At 69.9% G+C, this 17,775-nt stretch carries 17 protein-coding genes and 1 pseudogene; 10 read left to right on the forward strand and 8 right to left on the reverse strand.

Translation table 11 applies throughout. The features are described 5' to 3' along the window. Positions 1–155: 155 nt before the first annotated feature. A complete protein-coding gene (locus ACTYVM_RS24030; protein WP_445527940.1) occupies positions 156–1,421 on the reverse strand; it encodes an amidohydrolase family protein in 1,266 nt (421 codons plus the stop codon). Positions 1,422–1,615: 194 nt separating this feature from the next. Here ACTYVM_RS24030 and ACTYVM_RS24035 point away from each other — a divergent pair, with 194 nt between their 5' ends. Next, positions 1,616–2,335: a GntR family transcriptional regulator gene (locus tag ACTYVM_RS24035; protein WP_445527941.1), complete on the forward strand. Its 720-nt coding sequence runs from the start codon at positions 1,616–1,618 to the stop codon at positions 2,333–2,335. A 27-nt stretch (positions 2,336–2,362) separates the two neighbouring features. Here the strand turns inward: ACTYVM_RS24035 and ACTYVM_RS24040 are convergent, their stop codons facing one another. Then, on the reverse strand, positions 2,363–3,913 hold the full coding sequence (locus ACTYVM_RS24040; protein ID WP_445527942.1) for a chitosanase: 1,551 nt from the start codon (positions 3,911–3,913) through the stop codon (positions 2,363–2,365). 31 nt (positions 3,914–3,944) lie between these two features. On the opposite strand from ACTYVM_RS24040, the gene ACTYVM_RS24045 reads away from it, so the two are divergent. Next, the gene (locus tag ACTYVM_RS24045; RefSeq protein WP_445527943.1) at positions 3,945–4,199 is read left to right on the forward strand and encodes a hypothetical protein; all 255 of its coding nucleotides are present in this window, start codon (positions 3,945–3,947) and stop codon (positions 4,197–4,199) included. A 37-nt stretch (positions 4,200–4,236) separates the two neighbouring features. After that, entirely contained in the window at positions 4,237–4,449 is a 213-nt protein-coding gene (locus ACTYVM_RS24050; RefSeq protein ID WP_445527944.1) for a nucleoside/nucleotide kinase family protein, read from the forward strand. Between the two features lie 208 nt (positions 4,450–4,657). Here ACTYVM_RS24050 and ACTYVM_RS24055 read toward each other — a convergent pair whose 3' ends face one another. The 5 genes from ACTYVM_RS24055 to ACTYVM_RS24075 form a co-directional block, all read right to left on the reverse strand. Next, positions 4,658–5,548, reverse strand: coding sequence for an ABC transporter ATP-binding protein (locus ACTYVM_RS24055; protein WP_445527945.1), 891 nt, complete (start codon positions 5,546–5,548; stop codon positions 4,658–4,660). Continuing rightward, entirely contained in the window at positions 5,548–6,489 is a 942-nt protein-coding gene (locus ACTYVM_RS24060; RefSeq protein WP_445527946.1) for an ABC transporter ATP-binding protein, read from the reverse strand. The genes ACTYVM_RS24055 and ACTYVM_RS24060 overlap by 1 nt, the downstream gene beginning before the upstream one ends. Before the next feature lie 5 nt (positions 6,490–6,494). After that, positions 6,495–7,514, reverse strand: coding sequence for an ABC transporter permease (locus ACTYVM_RS24065; RefSeq protein WP_445527947.1), 1,020 nt, complete (start codon positions 7,512–7,514; stop codon positions 6,495–6,497). Continuing rightward, positions 7,511–8,506, reverse strand: coding sequence for an ABC transporter permease (locus ACTYVM_RS24070; protein WP_445527948.1), 996 nt, complete (start codon positions 8,504–8,506; stop codon positions 7,511–7,513). Before ACTYVM_RS24070 ends, ACTYVM_RS24065 begins: the two co-directional genes overlap by 4 nt. Before the next feature lie 207 nt (positions 8,507–8,713). Beyond that, the gene (locus ACTYVM_RS24075) at positions 8,714–10,441 is read right to left on the reverse strand and encodes an ABC transporter substrate-binding protein (RefSeq protein WP_445527949.1); all 1,728 of its coding nucleotides are present in this window, start codon (positions 10,439–10,441) and stop codon (positions 8,714–8,716) included. A 223-nt stretch (positions 10,442–10,664) separates the two neighbouring features. On the opposite strand from ACTYVM_RS24075, the gene ACTYVM_RS24080 reads away from it, so the two are divergent. Further along, positions 10,665–11,720: a LacI family DNA-binding transcriptional regulator gene (locus tag ACTYVM_RS24080; protein ID WP_445527950.1), complete on the forward strand. Its 1,056-nt coding sequence runs from the start codon at positions 10,665–10,667 to the stop codon at positions 11,718–11,720. Between the two features lie 410 nt (positions 11,721–12,130). On the opposite strand, the gene ACTYVM_RS24085 is transcribed toward ACTYVM_RS24080, so the two are convergent. After that, positions 12,131–12,565: a VOC family protein gene (locus ACTYVM_RS24085; protein ID WP_445527951.1), complete on the reverse strand. Its 435-nt coding sequence runs from the start codon at positions 12,563–12,565 to the stop codon at positions 12,131–12,133. Between the two features lie 200 nt (positions 12,566–12,765). Here ACTYVM_RS24085 and ACTYVM_RS24090 point away from each other — a divergent pair, with 200 nt between their 5' ends. The 6 genes and pseudogenes from ACTYVM_RS24090 (at position 12,766) to ACTYVM_RS24115 (ending at position 17,679) form a co-directional block, all read left to right on the forward strand. After that, positions 12,766–13,707 carry an ABC transporter ATP-binding protein gene (locus ACTYVM_RS24090; RefSeq protein ID WP_445527952.1) on the forward strand — a complete coding sequence of 314 codons (942 nt, stop codon included), beginning with the start codon at positions 12,766–12,768 and terminating at the stop codon, positions 13,705–13,707. After that, a complete protein-coding gene (locus tag ACTYVM_RS24095; RefSeq protein ID WP_445527953.1) occupies positions 13,658–14,641 on the forward strand; it encodes an ABC transporter permease in 984 nt (327 codons plus the stop codon). Before ACTYVM_RS24090 ends, ACTYVM_RS24095 begins: the two co-directional genes overlap by 50 nt. 20 nt (positions 14,642–14,661) lie before the next feature. Continuing rightward, a complete protein-coding gene (locus ACTYVM_RS24100; protein WP_445527954.1) occupies positions 14,662–15,825 on the forward strand; it encodes a sensor histidine kinase in 1,164 nt (387 codons plus the stop codon). Then, on the forward strand, positions 15,822–16,490 hold the full coding sequence (locus ACTYVM_RS24105) for a response regulator (RefSeq protein WP_445527955.1): 669 nt from the start codon (positions 15,822–15,824) through the stop codon (positions 16,488–16,490). Before ACTYVM_RS24100 ends, ACTYVM_RS24105 begins: the two co-directional genes overlap by 4 nt. A 42-nt stretch (positions 16,491–16,532) precedes the next feature. Further along, a pseudogene (locus tag ACTYVM_RS24110) lies at positions 16,533–16,835 on the forward strand (glycoside hydrolase domain-containing protein); the annotation flags it as partial. 361 nt (positions 16,836–17,196) lie between these two features. Then, a complete protein-coding gene (locus ACTYVM_RS24115; RefSeq protein WP_445527956.1) occupies positions 17,197–17,679 on the forward strand; it encodes a sigma-70 family RNA polymerase sigma factor in 483 nt (160 codons plus the stop codon). Positions 17,680–17,775 lie beyond the last annotated feature (96 nt).

Here is a 17,775-nt window from a genome sequence, read left to right on the forward strand (position 1 = left end):
TTTCCGGGCGCTCCGGGGAGAGGGCTGTGCGCCCGCCGTGATCCGGTCACTGCGGGAGAGGGGGTGCGCCCGTAGCGCGCTTCGGACGATCCGGGTGACCCGGCGAAGGTCGCGCTCCGCTCGGGCGCGTACGAGGGCGGTACGGTCGGTCGGTGTCACCAGGCGCGCTGGGCACCCGGGTCGGGGGTCGGCAGGCCCGCCACCGGGCAGCCGTCGGTGGCGAGGACTCGGCCGGCGTGCATGACCAGCAGGCGCCTGGGGTGTGCGGCGACCGCCTCGGCGACGCTTCCCGCCGCGACGGCGACGAGGTCGGCGCGGCTGCCCGGCTGCAGCCCGTAGCGGTCCAGGCCCAGCGCGGCGGCGGCCTCCGTGGTGACGAGCGAGGCCGCGGTCCGCAACTCGTCGTCGGTCATCAGGTCGGAACGCAGACCAACGATGGTCGCCCGCTCCAGCATGTCGCCGGTCCCGTACGGCCACCATGCGTCGCGGATGTTGTCGGAGCCCGCGAAGACACGGACGCCGCTCTCACGCAGCCGCAGCACGGGAGGCATGGGGCCGGCGGGCCCGTTGGTGAGGATGGACACCCCCGCCTGTGCCAGCGCCGCGGCGGTACGGGCGAACGTGGCGGCCTCGACGTCGCCGAGGCAGTAGGCGTGGCTGACCGTCACCCGGCCGCCGAGGCCGAGCGCACCGGTACGGGCGGCGATGGCACGCAGCTGTGCGGCGCCGGCCTCGCCGGGGTCGTGCAGGTGGATGTCGACGCCGGTGCCGTGCCGCTCGGCAAGCCCGAAGACCACGTCGAGCTGTCCGTCGACGTCGCCGTCGAAGCCGTGGGGGTCGAGCCCGCCGACGAGGTCGGCGCCTTCGCGCAGCGCCGCGTCCAGCAGGTCCGGTACGCCGGGCGCGGTGACCACCCCGCTCTGCGGAAAGGCGACGATCTGCATCGTGACCAGGTCACGGACGCGTTCGCGGACCTCCAGCAGCGCATGCAGGTTCGCCAGGCGGGAGCGCGGGTCGATGTCGACGTGCGCGCGGGTGTGTCCGGTGCCGTGACCCACCATTCGGTGCACCAGTGCCAGGGCTCGCTCGGCCACCGGCACGGTGAGCCGCTGCCGGGTCTCGAGCTCGGCCGCGACCCGCTCGCGGATCGTCCTGCCCGCCACGTGCGGCTGCCAGGGCGCCCCGAGGAACGTCTTGTCCGGATGGGAGTGCCCGTCCACGAACGCGGGGAGCAGGAGCGCGCCGCCTAGGTCGACGCGCCCGTCGTCCGTGTCGCCGGCCGTGCCGGTCGGCTCCTCGGCGGGCGATACGCGCTCATCGACGGCCGCGATCAGGCCGTCACGCAGGGACACGTCTGCGCGTCGGCCGTCCGGCAGCGTGACATCGGCCAGGACGGAGGGGTACGAGGTGCTGCTGTGCATAGGGACTTTCCGAACGCGTGAGGGTGATTTCCGTGCACCTCGACCGGGGCCGCGGACACCGGACTGCGCCGTGCGGGACGAAGGGCACGCACAAGCTACTTGGTATACCGAATACCAGGCAAGGCCTTCTTTCACCTGGTGGGCACTAGGATGGAGCGGCGAACGGCAGGGCACCGGTCAGGAGAAGGCGCGAGATGGCGGAGACTACGCGGGACACCAGCATCGGAGCCGGGGACAAGTCCCTGCGCGACCAGGTGTACGAGGCGCTTCGTGAACTCATCATCGAGGGCGGACTCGAACCCGGCCGGCGGGTGGTCGAGCGAAACCTCGCCGCGGAGTTCGAGGTCTCCCGCGTCCCGGTGCGCGAAGCCATGCAGCGGCTGGAGACGGAGGGCTTCCTCACCACCCAGCCCCGGCGCGGAACCATCGTCTCCCGGGTCGGAGTGGAGGACACCGCCCACTTCTTCGACGTGCGCGAAAACCTCGAGGCGCTCGCCGCGGAACTCGCCGCCCGCCACGCCGACGCGGCGGGCCTGCGCCGGCTGGAGCAGCTGCTCGTCCGCGCCCGTCGGGCCGCCGAGCGCGGACGTGCACGGGACCTCGCGGCGCTCAATGCCGACTTCCACCGTCAGATCGTCGTCCTGTCCGGCAATCCGCTGCTCCAGGACCTCATGCAGCCGCTGGACGGGCGGCTGCGGCGGCTGTTCCGGCTGACGGCCGAGCCCGGGGACGGGCCCCTGATGTGCGGTGAACACGAGGAGCTGTTCCGCGCCGTGCGCTCGGGCGACGCGCGGACGGCCGCGCACCTGGCCCGACGGCATGTGGCCAACACCCGGGCCGCCGCCCTGCAGATCCTCGCCGCGCGCGCGACGGCCGAAGGACAGGAGCCACTGTCCGCCGTCGCGGGCCGGTGAACGCGGGGCTGCCGCCGAAGAGGTGCCTCACGGCAGGGTTCCTTCCGGTCGGGATGGGGGGACGTTGAGGTCGTCGAATGCGGCGAAGTTCACGGTGCCCGCGTCGCGGTGGGCTTCGAGGATGACGGAGATGTCCTTGGCTGTGGTGACCCATGCGGGGGTGGGCAGGGAACGCCGGTTGGTCCAGGTGATTCCGTTGGTGCTGGTGTCCCAGTAGAGGGTGCCGCCCGTCTCGCGGACGCGGACCCAGGCGTGCGTGGTCGCGTCGTAGGTGGCGGAGACGGCGTTGTCCTCCCAGTAGTCGACGTTGCTCGAGAAGCGGATGGTGCCGGTCGCCGTGTTGACGCTGATGGTGATCGCCGTGCCTTCCGGTGCTGCCGCCGACGTCAACTGGAAGCTGGCGTAGGCCTCGGAGACGGCGCCGTTCTTTTCCGGCGGGAACACGCGGACGAACGCGGAGGATCCGGCGAGGGTGTGGATGCCGGCGGACTGGTAGGCGCAGTAGTCGGGGCCGCAGGGCACGCGGGCGCGCCCGCCGAGCTCGGTTGCCGCGGGGCTGCCGTAGTTGTCGGGCCACAGCACGGTGTTGATCGTGTTGTCGTCGAAGTTGTCCACGAGGTTCCCGATGAGCGACGGATCGCCGGGGCCGCCGTCGCCGCCCTCAGGTTCGCTGACGGTGACGGTGATGTCCGACGACGACGTGCCGACGGCGTTGGTGGTGGAGTAGCGCAGCAGGTAGGAGCCGACGCGGGCATCAACCGGCGGGTCCGGCCGGTTGAAGGAGTAGCTGTCGCCGTACACGGACCAGGTGATCGTGCCGGTGAGGTGGAACTTGCCCGCGGCGATGAGCGGCCGGAAGATTCCCGAGCGGCCGTCGGTCTGATAGTCGCCCCAGCCGCGCAGCACGTCGTCGCGGATGTCGCAGAGTTTCGTCAGGTAAGCGGCCTCGCTGCCGCCCTTCGAGGGGGGCTTGCCGGCGGATGCGCGGGCCGCGGCGACGATCCCGCCGTAGGACTCGGAGTCGTCGCCGACGCCGTGGTTGACGAGGATGTCGTAGTGGATGGCCAGCCCGAGCGGGCCCACGCCGTCCGCCAACGCCTGGACGAGGCAGTCGTCCCAGTACATCGCCTTCCGCATGTCCCGCTGCACCTTCCGGAACACGGAATCCGTGTTCGCGGCCCGGATCCAGGCGTTCTTGAAGGCGGTACCGAGGTAGGTGCCGGCGGCGTGGGAGGCGGCATTGCCGTAGCCGACCTGGTAGCACTGCTGGAGGCCTGGGATGTAGGCGGCGAGCGGGTTGTCCGGCTTCTCCGCCGTGTACTGCTGCACCAGTTGCAGCATGTCACCCGACGAGGAAACAAAACCGACGACGCCCGCGGTGTAGCCGCGCTTGTCGTCGATGTCCTCGATGTACTGGTAGGCGGTCGTCCAGTCCTTCGTACTGTTTTCCGCGGTCGACGTGAGTTCGAATGCCATCTCCTGGCAGACGGGCTGGCGGATGTCGAGGGTGTCGGCGGGGGATGAGCCGGGCGTCCAGGAGAGGGCAGCGGTCGTGTGGATGCTGGTTCCCGCGCCCATCGGCCCGGAGATGATCTGCCACGAGCGGGACGTGATCGGACTGCCGTTCGCGCTCTCCGTTGCCGTCCGAGTGAAGGCGCGGTCCGGGCGTGTGGCGGTGGACGCGCCTGCGGAAACGGTCGGTGTCGACCCGGTGCCGCCTGCGGCGCCGTGGTCTGCGCCAGTCGTGATGTTCATGCTGACGAGGATCCACGACGACGCCGGTGCGCTGCACTCCGCATCCGCCGGCAGCAGCCCCGCGAGGACAGTGATCGTCCGTGAGGTGACCGCGCTCGTCAGCGGATGACGGGTGTCCCCGGCGAGCCGACCCGGCAGCGGCCCGCATGCTGCTGAGCGCACCGGCCGAGGTACTGCTGGCCCGGATCGCCGCCCGGACCAACAACCCTTACGGCAAGCGGCCCGAAGAACGAGACGCCGTTCTTCACCACCTGACCACTGTCGAACCGCTGCTGCGTGCCACCGCGACCGTCGAGGTCGACGCCACCGCACCCATCGAACGCGTCGTTGAACAGCTGGAAGAACTCGCCGAGCCCTGACCTCGGGACGGCCGCAATCCAGGAAGATGGCTGCGTGCTGGTTGGCTGTCTCGCTGAGGACCGCGCCCTTGAGGCTGACCGTGGCGACCGTGTCGAGGCCGGCGGTGAGCAGGTCGGTGTGGACGCAGCCCGGAACGGTCGCCGCCACTCGCTCGGCGGGCAGCGTCACCGGGACGTCGCCGTCCGCGCTCAGTCGCCGGCCGGGTGATCACTGCTGGGCCCTTCCGCATTCCGGGAGTCGGGCGCAGGCGACGTAGTGGTCGGGCTCCAGTTCGTGCAGGTCCCCGGTGGCGCCGGACGCGTGGTAGAGGCAGACCTCGACGGGTTCCGCGTCGACCCAGTCGGCGCCGAGGCGGGGCACGGCGGCCAGCAGGTTGCGGGTGTAGGGGTGCTGGGGGGCGCCGAACACCTTCTGCGTGGCGCCGCGTTCGACGACGCGACCGTGGCGCAGGACGACCGTCCGTTCGGCGAGGTAGGTGCCCAGCGACAGGTCGTGGGTGATGTAGAGGACCCCGAGACCGCGCTCGCGCAGGTCGCCGAGGAGGTTGAGGACGTCGATGCGGGTCGAGGCGTCCAGCATGCTGGTGATCTCGTCGGCGACGAGGAACTCCAGGTCGAGCAGGAGGGTTCGGGCGATGAGTAGTCTCTGGAGCTGACCGCCGCTGAGCTGGTGCGGGTACTTGCCGAGCACCTGCGCGGGGTCCAGGCGCACATCACGCACGACCTTCTCCACGCGGGTACGCCATTCGGCAGCCGGTACATGGGGATGGTAGGCATCCTTGATCATCGCGAAGACGCGGTCCGCCCTGAAGACCGGGTTGAAGCAGCTGAACGGGTCCTGGAACACGCCCTGGACGCGGCGGTGGTACTCCTTGCCGGAGCGTACCGGCTCACCGTCGAGAGTCAGCGACCCCTCACTGACCTGGGTGAGACCGAGGATCATGCGGCCGATGGTGGACTTGCCACTGCCGCTCTCGCCGATCAGGGTGACGACCTCGCCCGGGGCGATGCCGAAGGAGACCCGGTCGACGGCGGTGACGCCCTGTCCGGAGAACGTCCCCGTGCGAAACGTCTTGGTGACGCGGTCGAGTGTCAGCATCAGGCCTTCCAGCACGCTACGTGGTGACGGGGGGCGACCTCCACGACCGGCGGCTGGGCCGCGCACTGGTCGTCGACCAGCGGGCAGCGGTCGCGGAACCGGCAGCCGGTGGGCGGATCGAGCAGGGAGGGCGGGCTGCCCTCGATTCCCGTGAGACGGCCCTCGGAGCGGCGCACCCCGACCTGGGGCAGGGCGGCGAGCAGCCGGCGGGTGTAGGGGTGCCGGGGCTGGGTGGTGAGGACCTCGGCGGGGGCCTTCTCGGCCAGCAGTCCCGCGTACATGACCATGATGGTGTCCGCGATGTGCGAGGTGAGCGCCAGGTCATGGGTGATGAACACCATGCTGGTGACCAGGCCCCTGTCGCGCAGTCCGACGAGCGCCGCGGCGACCGCCTTCTGGTTGGAGACGTCGAGTGCGGACGTCACCTCGTCGGCGATGAGGAGCGAGGGGTCGAGCAGCGTGGAGATCACCATGACGGTGCGCTGCTTCATGCCACCGGACAGCTCGATCGGATAGCGCTCCAGGATGTCGGGTTCGAGGCCGACGAGGCCGAGGCGGCGGTGGAGTTCGGGGGTGTCGACGTCGGCGCCGCGCGCGGCGAGCAGTTCGCGGATCATCCGGCCGATGCGGCGGGTCGGGTTCATCGCGCTCATCGAGTACTGCGGCACGAGGGAGATGCGGCGGAAGCGGAAGGCGTTCATCGCCCGGTCGTCGGCGATGGGTACGTCGTCGCCGTCGAGGGTGATGGAGCCGCCGACGTGGCGCATCCGGCCGTCGAGGCGGATGAGGGACTTGCCCAGCGTGGTCTTGCCGCAGCCGGACTCGCCGACCAGGCCGAGTATCTCGCCGTCGGCGATGCCGAAGCTCACGCCGTCCAGGGCGTGGACCTCGCCGCGCAGCGTGCGGTAGTGGACGCGGAGGTCGTTGACGGTCAGGGTCATGCGGTCTACGACTCCCTCAGCTTCGGGTTGAACACCTCGTCCAGACCCACGTTGGCGACGTACAGCGCACCGACGACGGCGGTGATGCCGACCCCCGGGGGCACGAACCACCACCACATCCCGAGTTGGAGGGCGCTCCACTGGTGGGCGCTCTGCAGCATCAGACCGAGCGAGACCCCCTCGGTGGGGCCGAGGCCTATGAAGTCCAGCGAGGAGGCGACGAGGATGGCGCCGCCGAACAGCAGGATGAACATCATGAACAGGTAGGAACTCATGTTCGGCGCGATCTCGCGGAAGATGATCCGCCAGGTGCGGCTGCCGCTGAGCCGCGCCAGGTCGACGAACTCGCGCGAGCGCAGGCTGAAGGTCTGCGCCCGGATCGCGCGGGCCGCCCACGGCCAGGACGTGAGGCCGATGAACAGCCCCTGCACGCTGACGCTGCGCACGCCCAGGTAGGCGTTGACAATGAGCAGGACGGCCAGGGTCGGGATCACCAGGGCGATGTTGGTGAGCATGGTGAGGATCTCGTCGACGATGCCGCCGCGGTAGCCGGCGAGGAAGCCGACCAGCATCGCGACGATCGCGGCGATGCCGCCCCCGATCACGCCGACGAGGAAGGTGGAGCGCAGGCCGTACACGAACTGGGCGTAGACGTCCTGCCCGAACGTGGTCGTGCCCAGCCAGTACGTGCCGCCGGGCGGCGCAGCCTGCGGGCCGACGTAGGCGTTGGGGTCCGAGGAGTCCAGGAACAGCGGTCCCAGCACTCCGGTCAGCAGCAGGATCAGCACGATGGCGAGCCCGATGAGGAGCTTCGGGTTGCGGACCGCGTAGTGCAGGCTCTCCCGGCCGGGGGTGAGTGTCGGTGCGGCGGCCGTGGAGGGGCCGGCGGTCTCGTCCACCGTGTCCGGCGTCTCCGGCGTCTCCGGCGTCTCCGGCGTCTCCGGCGTCTCCGGCGTCTCCGGCGTCTCCGGCGTCTCCGGCGTCTCCGGCGACGGAGTGTCCGACGGCTGGGGCAGTGTACTCACGACTGTCCTCCTGCCATGCCGGTACGGGTGCGAGGGTCGACGACGACATAGACGAGGTCGATGAGGAAGTTGGCGATCAGGACGCCGATCACGATGAACAGGAACGTGCCCTGCAGCAGGAAGAAGTCCCGGTTCTGGATGGCCGCCAGGATCAGGTTGCCCAGGCCCGGGTAGTTGAAGACGATCTCGGTGACGAGCGCGCCGGCGACGAGGACGCCCAACTGCAGTGCCAGTCCGGTGATCTGGGGCAGCACGGCGTTGCGGAAGGCGTACCGGCGGATGAGACGGTGGGGTGCGCCGAGCGCGGCCAGGTAGGAGGAGTAGTCGGACTCCAGCTCGTAGATGATCATGTTGCGCATGCCGATCGCCCAGCCGCCCAGGGCCACCAGGAAGAGGGACAGGAAGGGGAGCACCCAGTGGTGCAGGGCGTCCAGGAGGAAGTCGACGCTCATGCTGGGCTGGATGTCGAGGCTGTAGCCGCCGGAGACGGGGAACCAGCCGGCCTTGGCGCTGAGCAGCCAGGCGAGGAGGACGGCGATCCACATGTACGGCATCGCGGTCAACACATAACCGGCGGGCAGCACGGTGTTGTCGAGGATCTTGCGGCGGGCGGCGAGCGCGCCGAGCCAGTTGCCGACGAACCAGCTGAGCAGGATCGCCGGGATCATCAGGGCCAGGGTGTAGGGCAGCGCGTCGAGGATGACCTCGCTCACGGGCTTGGGGAACACCCAGATGGACAGGCCGAAGTCACCGTGGACCAGTGACGACCAGAAGTGCAGGTACTGCTGCCACACTGGCTGGTCGAAGCCGAACAGGTTGTTGTAGTAGGCGCGCATCGCGTCCACCGCCTCGGGCTGTGAGACCCGGGCGCGGGAGATCATCGCCGATACGGGGTCGCCCGGCATGAAGCGCGGGATCATCCAGTTCACGGTGACGGCGACGACGAACGTCAGCGCGTAGACGAGGAGTTTTCGGGCGAAGTAGCGGAGCAAGGGGGATCTCCCGGATCGGCGCGGCGGCAGAAGCTGAGGGAGGGCTCGGGCGGGGCACGGCCCCCGGTCCGCGACCGCCGTCAGGGGCGGTGGCGGACCGGGGGTCGTGCTCCTTTCGGGGCACGCCCCAAAGGCCCGGGGTGGTGCCGCCGGATCCGTGGCCCCTCACACGGCCACGGATCCGGGACTGGACCCGGGCCGGAAGGGTCACTTGGCGGGCTTGAGCTTGGTCAGCATCTCGAAGCCGCCCATTTCCAGCCAGTTGCGCCACAGGGCGGGCGCGTAGTGCGAATCGCCCGTTTCGGAGGGCCAGTTGGTCCATGCACCGGTGGTGGCCTGCGACCACAGGCCGTTGTACCAGAGCGGGATGACGGGCATCTCCTTGAGCTGGATGTCCTGGATCTTGGAGATGACCGCGTTCATCCCGGCCTCGTCATCGGTCCTGACGCCACCGAGCTGCTGGACGAGGTCCCAGGCCTCCTTGTTCTCGTAGCGGCCGAAGTTGACCGTGTTCTGCTGCTTCTGGACCGGCAGCTGGAACATGTACTCGTAGTAGGTCCACGGGGTGTTGGACAGCTGGCGCTCGTTGTTGATGACGAGATCGAAGTTCCCCTTCCCGCGCAGGTCGTTGAGCGCGTTCTGGTCGGGGAAGTCCGTGGTGATCCGGATGCCCGCGGCCTTCGCGCCGGCGGCGATGACCTTCGCGGCCTCCATCCAGTCGGTCCAGCCGGTCGGCACCTGCAGCTTCAGCTTGATCGCCGAGCCGTCCTTGTTCTCGACGTAGCCGTCTCCGTCGGTGTCCTTGTAACCGGCGTCCGCCAGGATCTTCTTGGCTTCCGCGGCGTCGAAGGAGAAACCCTCCTTCGCCGTCAGGGACTTGTCGATGAACTTGTCCCACTGCGGAAGCAGCCCGGTCGGGTCCGCGGGCTTGACCAGGTCGCCGTAGACCCCCTTGACGATCTTGTCCACGTCCACGGAGTACGCGAGTGCCTTGCGGAAGGCGGGGTCGTCCATCGGCTTCTTGGTGGTGTTGGGCACCAGCCAGGCCGTGTTGGCCGACTGCATGTACGGCGCCTGGTCGTAGTACGAGACGGCCTTGTGGGCCTTGATCATGGAGGCGGCGCCCGGCAGGAAGTTGTTGCTCAGGTCGAGTTGGCCCTGGTTGAGCTGGCCGATGACGACCTCGTTGCTGGGGTTGGAGATGTCGACGATGTACTTGGGGGCGGGCTTCATGTCGAGCGCCTTCACGCCCCACCAGTCGTCGCGCCGCTGCCAGACCACCCGGTCCTGGGAGTGGCTCTTGAGGGTGTACGCACCGGAGACCACGGGCTTGTCGTTGACACCGTTGAGCACCTGCTCGTCGGAGAGCTTGCTCCACACGTGCTCGGGCACGATGGGCTGCCCGTAGAGCGTGAAGTCCCACTCCTGGTACCGGGCCTGCTTGAAGGTGAAGCGAACGGTGTTGTCGTCGACCGCCTCCGCCTTGGACAGCCAGTCCCACAGCGTGTGGAAGCTGGACGCCTCGATCTTGCCGATCTCGTACGAGTAGACGACGTCCTTGGCGGTCATCGGCTTGCCGTCCGACCACGTGATGCCGGACCGCAGCTTCATCTCGTACGTCCTGTCGCCGGTCCAGGAGCCGGACTCGGCGAGCCACGGTGTCAACTTGCCCTGGTTCGGGTCGAAGTGGAACAGGGTCTCATAGGCCAGACCCTTGGTACCCGTCGCGTGGTCCCAGTTGTGCAGCGGGTTGTAGTTGGCGGGCGGACCCCATTGGGTGCCGGTCGTGTACAGGGTTTCGTTGCGAGGCATCGCACCACCGCCGGAGGTGCCACCGCCCTTGTCGCCGTCGGTCGACGAGCCGCCGCTCGTACATGCCGTGGCGATGAGCCCGCCGACGGCCAGCAAGGTGAACCATCGCGCCCGGATACGCATCGGGGTCACTCCCTCCCCGCCCGTCCCTGAGCGGAGTAACTGAACCGGGTAAGTCTGCGAAGTCTCGATGCGCACCGAGTCCGTGTCAATACGCGAGGGAGCGCTCCCACGTCTCTCAACTCCCGGAATCCCGGGCTCCCTTGGCACGCGGTCGGGTATCCGGAGGTTACGGACGTCCGCGCTAGGATGCCTCTCAAGTCACGAAACGGTTAAGTGAGGTTGCATGACCAAGCGGCGCCCCACGATCGCCGACATCGCACGGCGTGCCGGAGTCTCCAAAGGGGCGGTGTCCTACGCGCTCAACGACCGCCCTGGCGTCTCCCCCGTCACCCGGGCCGAGATCAAGAAGATCGCGCGTGAGATCGGCTGGCGGCCGAACAGCGCGGCGCGCGCGCTCACCCGGGCGCGCGCCGACGCCGTCGGGCTCGTGCTGTCGCGGCCCGCACGGGTCCTGGGCGCCGAACCGTTCTTCATGGAACTCATCAGCGGCATGGAGGACGAACTGGCCACTCGGGGCAAGGCCCTGGTCCTTCAGGTGGCCGGCGACCCCGCTCAGGAGATCGAGATCTACGGCCGCTGGTGGGGCGAGGGGCGTGTGGACGGCGTCTTCCTGACCGATCTTCGCGCACACGACCCCCGGATCGAGCTGATGGGAGAACTCGGCCTGCCGGCGGTCGCCATCGGACATCCCAGCGGGGCCGGTGACCTGCCGGCCGTGTGGTCGGACGACGCCGCCGCTCTCCGCGAGACGCTGCGCTACCTCCGTGCGCTCGGGCACCGCTCCATCGCCCGCGTCGCGGGCCTTCCCGAGCTCCACCACACCGGGCGGCGCGACCGGGCCCATCTGCGCATCTGCACCGAACTCGGCTTGGACGAACCGATTCTGGTGCACACCGACTACTCCGGCGAGGCAGGGGCACAGGCGGTGCGCAGGCTCCTGATCGGCTCGCGGCGCCCCACGGCGATCGTCTTCGACAACGACATCATGGCGGTGGCCGGGCTCTCGGTCGCCCAGGAGCTGGGCGTCGACGTGCCGGGCGAACTCTCCCTCGTCGCCTGGGACGACTCACAGCTGACGCAGGTGGTGCGGCCGCCGCTCACCGCGCTCAACCGCGACATCCCCGCGTACGGGACGCACGCTGCGCGCACGCTGCTCACGCTGATCGAGGAGGGCCGGGCCAAGGGCGTCGAAGACGCCCCGGCCCAGCTCATCCCGCGCGGCAGCACGGCACGGGCACACGTCCCCTCGGCGCCGCCGCCCGGGGCGGACGAAGCCTGACGCTCGCCCCGACGAGCAGTTGCCAACCCCACCGGACCTCGTGCGGGTGCCATGCCCACCGGTCGCTACCAGCGGGTGGTGGCACCGACGGCGCAGGACGCCGAGATATGGCGCGCACCGCCAGAAAGCGGACGCGACCCCACGCCGCGCCGACTGCCGGCTGCCCTGCCCGACGGGTGTCCGCCGGGCAGGGCAGCCGCGCTACCGGGCGCTTGAACCGGCGCTACGGCCGCGTACGGCGGCGAACGCAGCGGCCGCCAACCCCAGCACGCCGACGACCGGCCCGGCGCTGCCGAGGCCGCGGGCGGTCGACGTAGAAGTCTTCGTACTGGCCCGGTGCGATCTTCCCGCCGGACCAGGTGATGCATCCCAAGGGAGTCGGCTCCCCACCTCCCTGGCTCGGAGAGTGCTCAGTCGAGACAGAACTCGTTGCCCTCGATGTCCAGCATCGGGATGCACGACTCGTTTTCCTCATCCGCATACAGCGTGCGCACATGGGTCGCACCGAGCGCCACCAGTCGTGCGCACTCGGCTTCGAGCGTGGCGAGGCGCTCCTCCCCCACGAGCCCGGTGCCGACCCGGACATCGAGATGCACCCGATTCTTGACGATCTTGCCTTCGGGGACGCGCTGGAAGTACAGGCGCGGGCCCACGCCTGAGGGATCACTGCAGGCGAACCATGATCCCCGCTCCTCAGGAGGCAGGGTGCGGTTGAAATCGTCCCAGGTGGTGAACCCCTCCGGTGGCGGCGGTACGACGTACCCCAATACTTCGCACCAGAAGCGAGCGAGGCGCTCAGGTTCCGCGCAGTCAAAGGTGACTTGGAACGTCTTGATCGCTGACATCGGCGCACCGTACCGCGTGCCAAGGGGACCCTGCCGCTCTTTCCCTCGGCGGGTCCGCCCGCCTTGGCAGTCACCATGTCCGGGTCGTGCCGTCTCGACGAATGGATGAGGGCGTCCTCGTCCCGCCGTTGATGACCCGTTCCTTGCCCGCCCCTACGGTCTGACGCGTGAACATGGCACACGGCGCGAGAGGGGGTGCCATGGAGGTCATCCGTTGTGAAGGGCTCACCAAGCGGTACGGGAGAACGCTCGCGGTCGACCGGCTGGACCTGGGAGTTGAAGCGGGGCAGGTCTTCGGCTTTCTTGGCCCCAACGGCTCGGGCAAGACGACGACCATGCGGATGCTGTTGGGGCTGATCCGGCCAACCGCCGGCCGGGCGTGGCTGAACGGGCGGCCGCTGCCGGATCCGGACGGCCTGGCGCGGGTCGGGTCGATGATCGAAGAGCCCGCCTTCTATCCGTGGATGACCGGTCGGCGCAATCTGGAGGTGGCGGCGCTGAGCGGTCCGCCGTTGCCTCGGGCGGGTGTGGTCGGCGATGTCCTGGAGCGGGTCGGCCTGGCCGTTGTGGCCGACCGCAAGGTGAAGACGTACTCCCAGGGCATGCGGCAACGCCTCGCGCTGGCCCTGGCGCTACTGCGGGAGCCGTCACTTGTCGTACTGGACGAGCCGCTGAACGGAATGGACCCGGCGGGTATCCGGGAGTTCCGTGCCACGATGCGGTCTCTTGCCGCGAGTGGAACCACCGTCTTCCTTTCCAGCCACCAGTTGTCGGAGGTGGAGCAGCTCTGCGACCGGGTCGCCGTCGTGCAGGCGGGCCGCCTGCTCCAACAGGGCCGCGTCGACGATCTGACGGGCGCCTTGGTGCGCGTCGACCTCGCGCCGGGAGAACAGGGCAGGGCGTGCGTGCTGCTGGAAGGGCGCTTCACGCTGCGCACCGAAGGCTCGGAAGTGGTGCTTGTCGACAGCACCGACAGTCGGGCGGTGAACGAGGCACTCGGGCGCGGCGGGGTGTGGGCGCGCCAGATCCGTGTGGAGCGTTCCGGGCTGGAGGAAGCCTTCCTCGACCTGACAGGCGACAAGCCCGGCCCGGATGCCGGAACCGACGACGAAAGGGGGCGCCATGCGCCTATTGCGCGCTGAACTGACCAAGCTGCACCGGCCGTTGAGTTGGACCGTGCTGGTGACGATGGCTGTCTTCTGCGTGGTTCTCGCAGTCGGTGGGGCCTCCAACGCCAACGCGGGCCTGGGCGAGGCCGACCAGCCGGTCGCCTCCTGCGCACCACTGCGGCTACCGGCCGGACCCGGCTGCGCTCAGGCACAGCGCATGCAACGGGGCCAGATCGATGCCGCCCGCTCAAGGCTCGTCGCTGCGGCCACCCATACTGCCGCGCAGCTGGACCCGGTGGCTGCCGGGGCCGAGGCGGCCGGGCTGATGGCTTCGCTTCCCGGGGCGGTCGCGATCGCGCTGCTGGCCGGAGGCCACGTCGGCGGTGAGTGGTCCGGCCGGACGCTGAAGAATCTGCTGACGCAACGAGGCCACCGGTGGCAGGTGCTTGCGGCGAAGCTGGCCAGCCTGTGGATCGCGGGGGCCGGTCTGGTGGTCGCGTGCTGGGCGGCACTGGCGATCTGTGGGCCGATCATCCGCCGGGTGAACCATCTGCCGGACCCGCACCAGTCGTTGGGTCATGCCGCGTCATGGGCCGGCTCGCAGGCCGGCCGGTCGCTCCTGGTCCTGGCGGCGTTCGCCGCGATCGGCCTGCTGGCAGGGCTGATCACCCGCGGTTCCATCGGCACCATGGCGGCCACCATCGTGACGGTGCTCGCGATGCTGATCGCCACGGTGCTGCCCGGCCTCGGCAAGTGGACACCGGCGACGTGGGTCCAAGGGTGGATGGGGTTCGCGGCCGGGCAGGCCTCGATCACCAGCCTGCCCGACAACTACTGGTCGAGATTCCTCAGTTCCAACGGCACCCCACCCGGCCACGTTTTCGGCCTGGCCGGTGTCTGCGCGCTGGTGGTGGTCTGCGTGCTGGTCTCCGTGCGGCTGTTCACAAGGACGGATGTCACCGGTTGACCTCGGCGTATGCTCGGACCATGCGGCTGCTGACCCGCCCACGGGTGATCGACGCCCGCAGACGGGCGGACTTGATGATCGCCGTGACCCTGCTGGGGTGGGCACTGGCCGACGTGCCCTGGCCATGGCGCCCACCCGGGCACGGCGGCTCGGCAGCGGCGGTCTGCGGTTTTCTGGCCCTGGGCCTGGCGCAGTCGGTGCCTTCGCTGTGGCGCCGCCGGCTGCCGGGCGCCGGGTTGGCGCTCGCGTGCACGGCACTGGCCGTCCGCATGGGTTTGGGCCTGCACCCCGTCTCGGCGCTGGTGGCCCTCGCGGCGACCGGATACGCCTTCGGCGCCTTCAGCACCCTGCCGCATCGCCACGCCCGACCGCTGCTCGCCGCGGCGACACTCACCGCGCTCGCCGTCGCGGTCGACTATCCGCTGCGTGCCGCCGTCGGCCTGCCCGGCGTCCTACTCACCGCCGGCGTTCTCGCCGGGGACGCGGCCGCCTCACGGCGACGCGCGGCCACGGCAGCGGTGGAGGCCGCGCATGTCGCCGAACGCGCCAGCATCGCGAGGGAGTTGCACGACGTGCTGGCGCACCAACTGTCGGCCATCACCGTACAGGCCGGAGCCGCACGCATGGCGATGTCGAGCGCCGACGGGCCCGGACCGCGGAACGCCGCCGCTCTGGATGTGCTGACCGGCATCGAGGGCCTCGCCCGCGAAGCGCTCACCGAGCTCGGACACCTGCTCGGCGCACTGCGCCGCGAGTCACCTCACTCGGCCGACCGCCGGCCCGTTCCCTGCCTGGCCGAGGTTCCGTCCCTGGTGTCCGCGGCGCGCGCGGCAGGCACGGCCGTCGAGTTGGCCGTCACCGGCCACCCCCGTCCGCTCTCTCCGGGCGCCGAATTGTCCGCGTACCGGATCGTGCAGGAAGCACTGACCAACGTCGCCAAGCACGCGCCTGGGTCCACAGCCGATGTCAGCCTGCGCTTCCTGCCGGAAGCACTCCATATCGCCGTCGTCAACACGCCACCGCCCACACCACACCGCGCACCGGCGACGGGCGGGCGGGGGATGCTCGGGATGCGCGAACGCGCGGAACTCCATGGCGGCCGGCTGACCACCGCCATGCCGCTCGGTGGCGGGTTCGCCGTTCGCGCGGAGTTGCCCTACGGCCCGCCCGGAGGGATCCCGTGACCGTCACCGTCTTGATCGTCGATGACCAGACGGTCGTACGGGCCGGGCTCGCCATGCTGGTGGACAGCCAGTCCGATCTGACCGTCGTCGGCCAGGGCGCCGACGGCCGCGAAGCCATCCGCCTGACGGGAGAGTTGGCGCCCGACGTCGTGCTGATGGACATCCGCATGCCGCTCATGGACGGGCTGGAGGCGACCCGCCGCCTGACCGCGGTGAACGACGGGGCCGGGCCGCGGGTCGTCATCCTGACCACGTACGACTTCGACGAGTACGTCTTCGACGCCCTGCACGCCGGCGCCTGCGGCTTCCTGCTCAAGCACGCCCCGCCGGAGGAACTGCTCTTCGGTATCCGCGCCGCCGCTGACGGAGGCGCCCTGCTCTCCCCCGCGATCACCACCCGGCTCATCGCGGAGCTCACCACGGGACGGCCACGGGCTGGACGCCTTCCACCCGAACTCGCCCGGCTGACGCCACGCGAGCGCGAGGTGTTCGACCTCCTGGTCGCGGGCCGGAGCAACACCGAGATCGGTCGGGCGCTGGCGATCGCCGAGACGACGGTGAAGACCCATGTGGGCCACGCCCTGGACAAACTCGGCCTGCGCGACCGGGTGCACGCCGTCATCTACGCCTACGAACACCGGCTGGTCACCCCGCCGCCGCGTTGACCACCGCACCGGGAGGCGCCGGAAGACGGCCCTGAGAACCGCGGCCTGTTCCCGGTCCAGCCCGGCTACCCCATCTGGGGCCTTTCCACGCCGGTCTTCGACCGTGTCGACCTGCGGCTGGACCGGCGCTACCACCCGCGCGGACACCTGACGATCACCGCTCCCGGCACCTCCGACGGCAACCGCTACATCCAGACGGTCCACACCGACGCATCGGCCTACGACCGGACCCGCCTGAACACCTGGCACGCGCCCCGGCCACGACCGATCACCGGCCCGTGGCCGGGGCACAAGCCGGCCATCGGACGGCACTCCGGCGGGGGCCGGCCAGGTGGCGCGAGGTGAGCGCGATGTCCGTGTCGGGACACTCGCCACCGGGCACCGAGCCAGGACACATCAGACGCCTGGGGGCACGTGACGCCCGTACCGCGATCGCGCCGAGGATGCCGTCGGCGCGGTCGGCGGTCAAGTCGCGGGCGGCGCCTGGGAATCCGAACGGTAAATTCTGGGGTTCGCCCGAGGCGCTTCTGTCCCCCTTTGCCGACCTTTTCGCGGAAAATTGACGGAGGCGCTCACAGCCCGATGTTTATAGCCTCTCCCTGGGCCTCTCCACCGGAGATTCCCCCAGACCATTCCCCAAGCCACCTGACCTGAGCCAGTCGTGGAGCAGAACATGTTCAGCGCTCAACCAGCTTCACCTCCGGCTTTGCATACCGCCCTTCGGCACCGGTCCCGTCTGCTGCGCTACGCCAACCGACTCACCGCAGGCGACCCGCACCGCGCCGAGGACATCGTGCAGGAGACCCTCTTGCGGGCCTGGCTCACCGCCGCCGACCTCGACGGACACGACGAGGAGCGGCTGATCGCCTGGCTCTACCGCGTCGCGCACAACCTGTCCGTCGACGCCCGCCGCCGCGACCGTGCCGTCCCGGTCGGCGTGCTCGGCGACGACATGCTGCGTCGGCCGGAGGGCTACGGCGACCTTGCCGACGCCGTGGTGGACCGGCACGTCCTCCAGCGGGCCCTGGCCCGGTTGTCGCCCGAACACCGGGAAGTACTGGTCCACGTTCATCTGCGCGATCGCACCCGGGCCGAGGCCGCCCGCGCCATCGGTGTGCCCCAGGGCACCGTCAAGTCGCGCAACCACTACGCGCTCCAGGCCATGCGGCGGGAGATGCCGGCGGCGTGAGACACGGCGAAACCCTCACCTCGACGGCGCATTCCGCCACCCCCAGCACCCCACGCGCCGGTGCACCCGGTGCGGTACCTCGAAGCCGGTAGCCCG

It is taken from the genome of Streptomyces cyslabdanicus, from assembly GCF_052663305.1.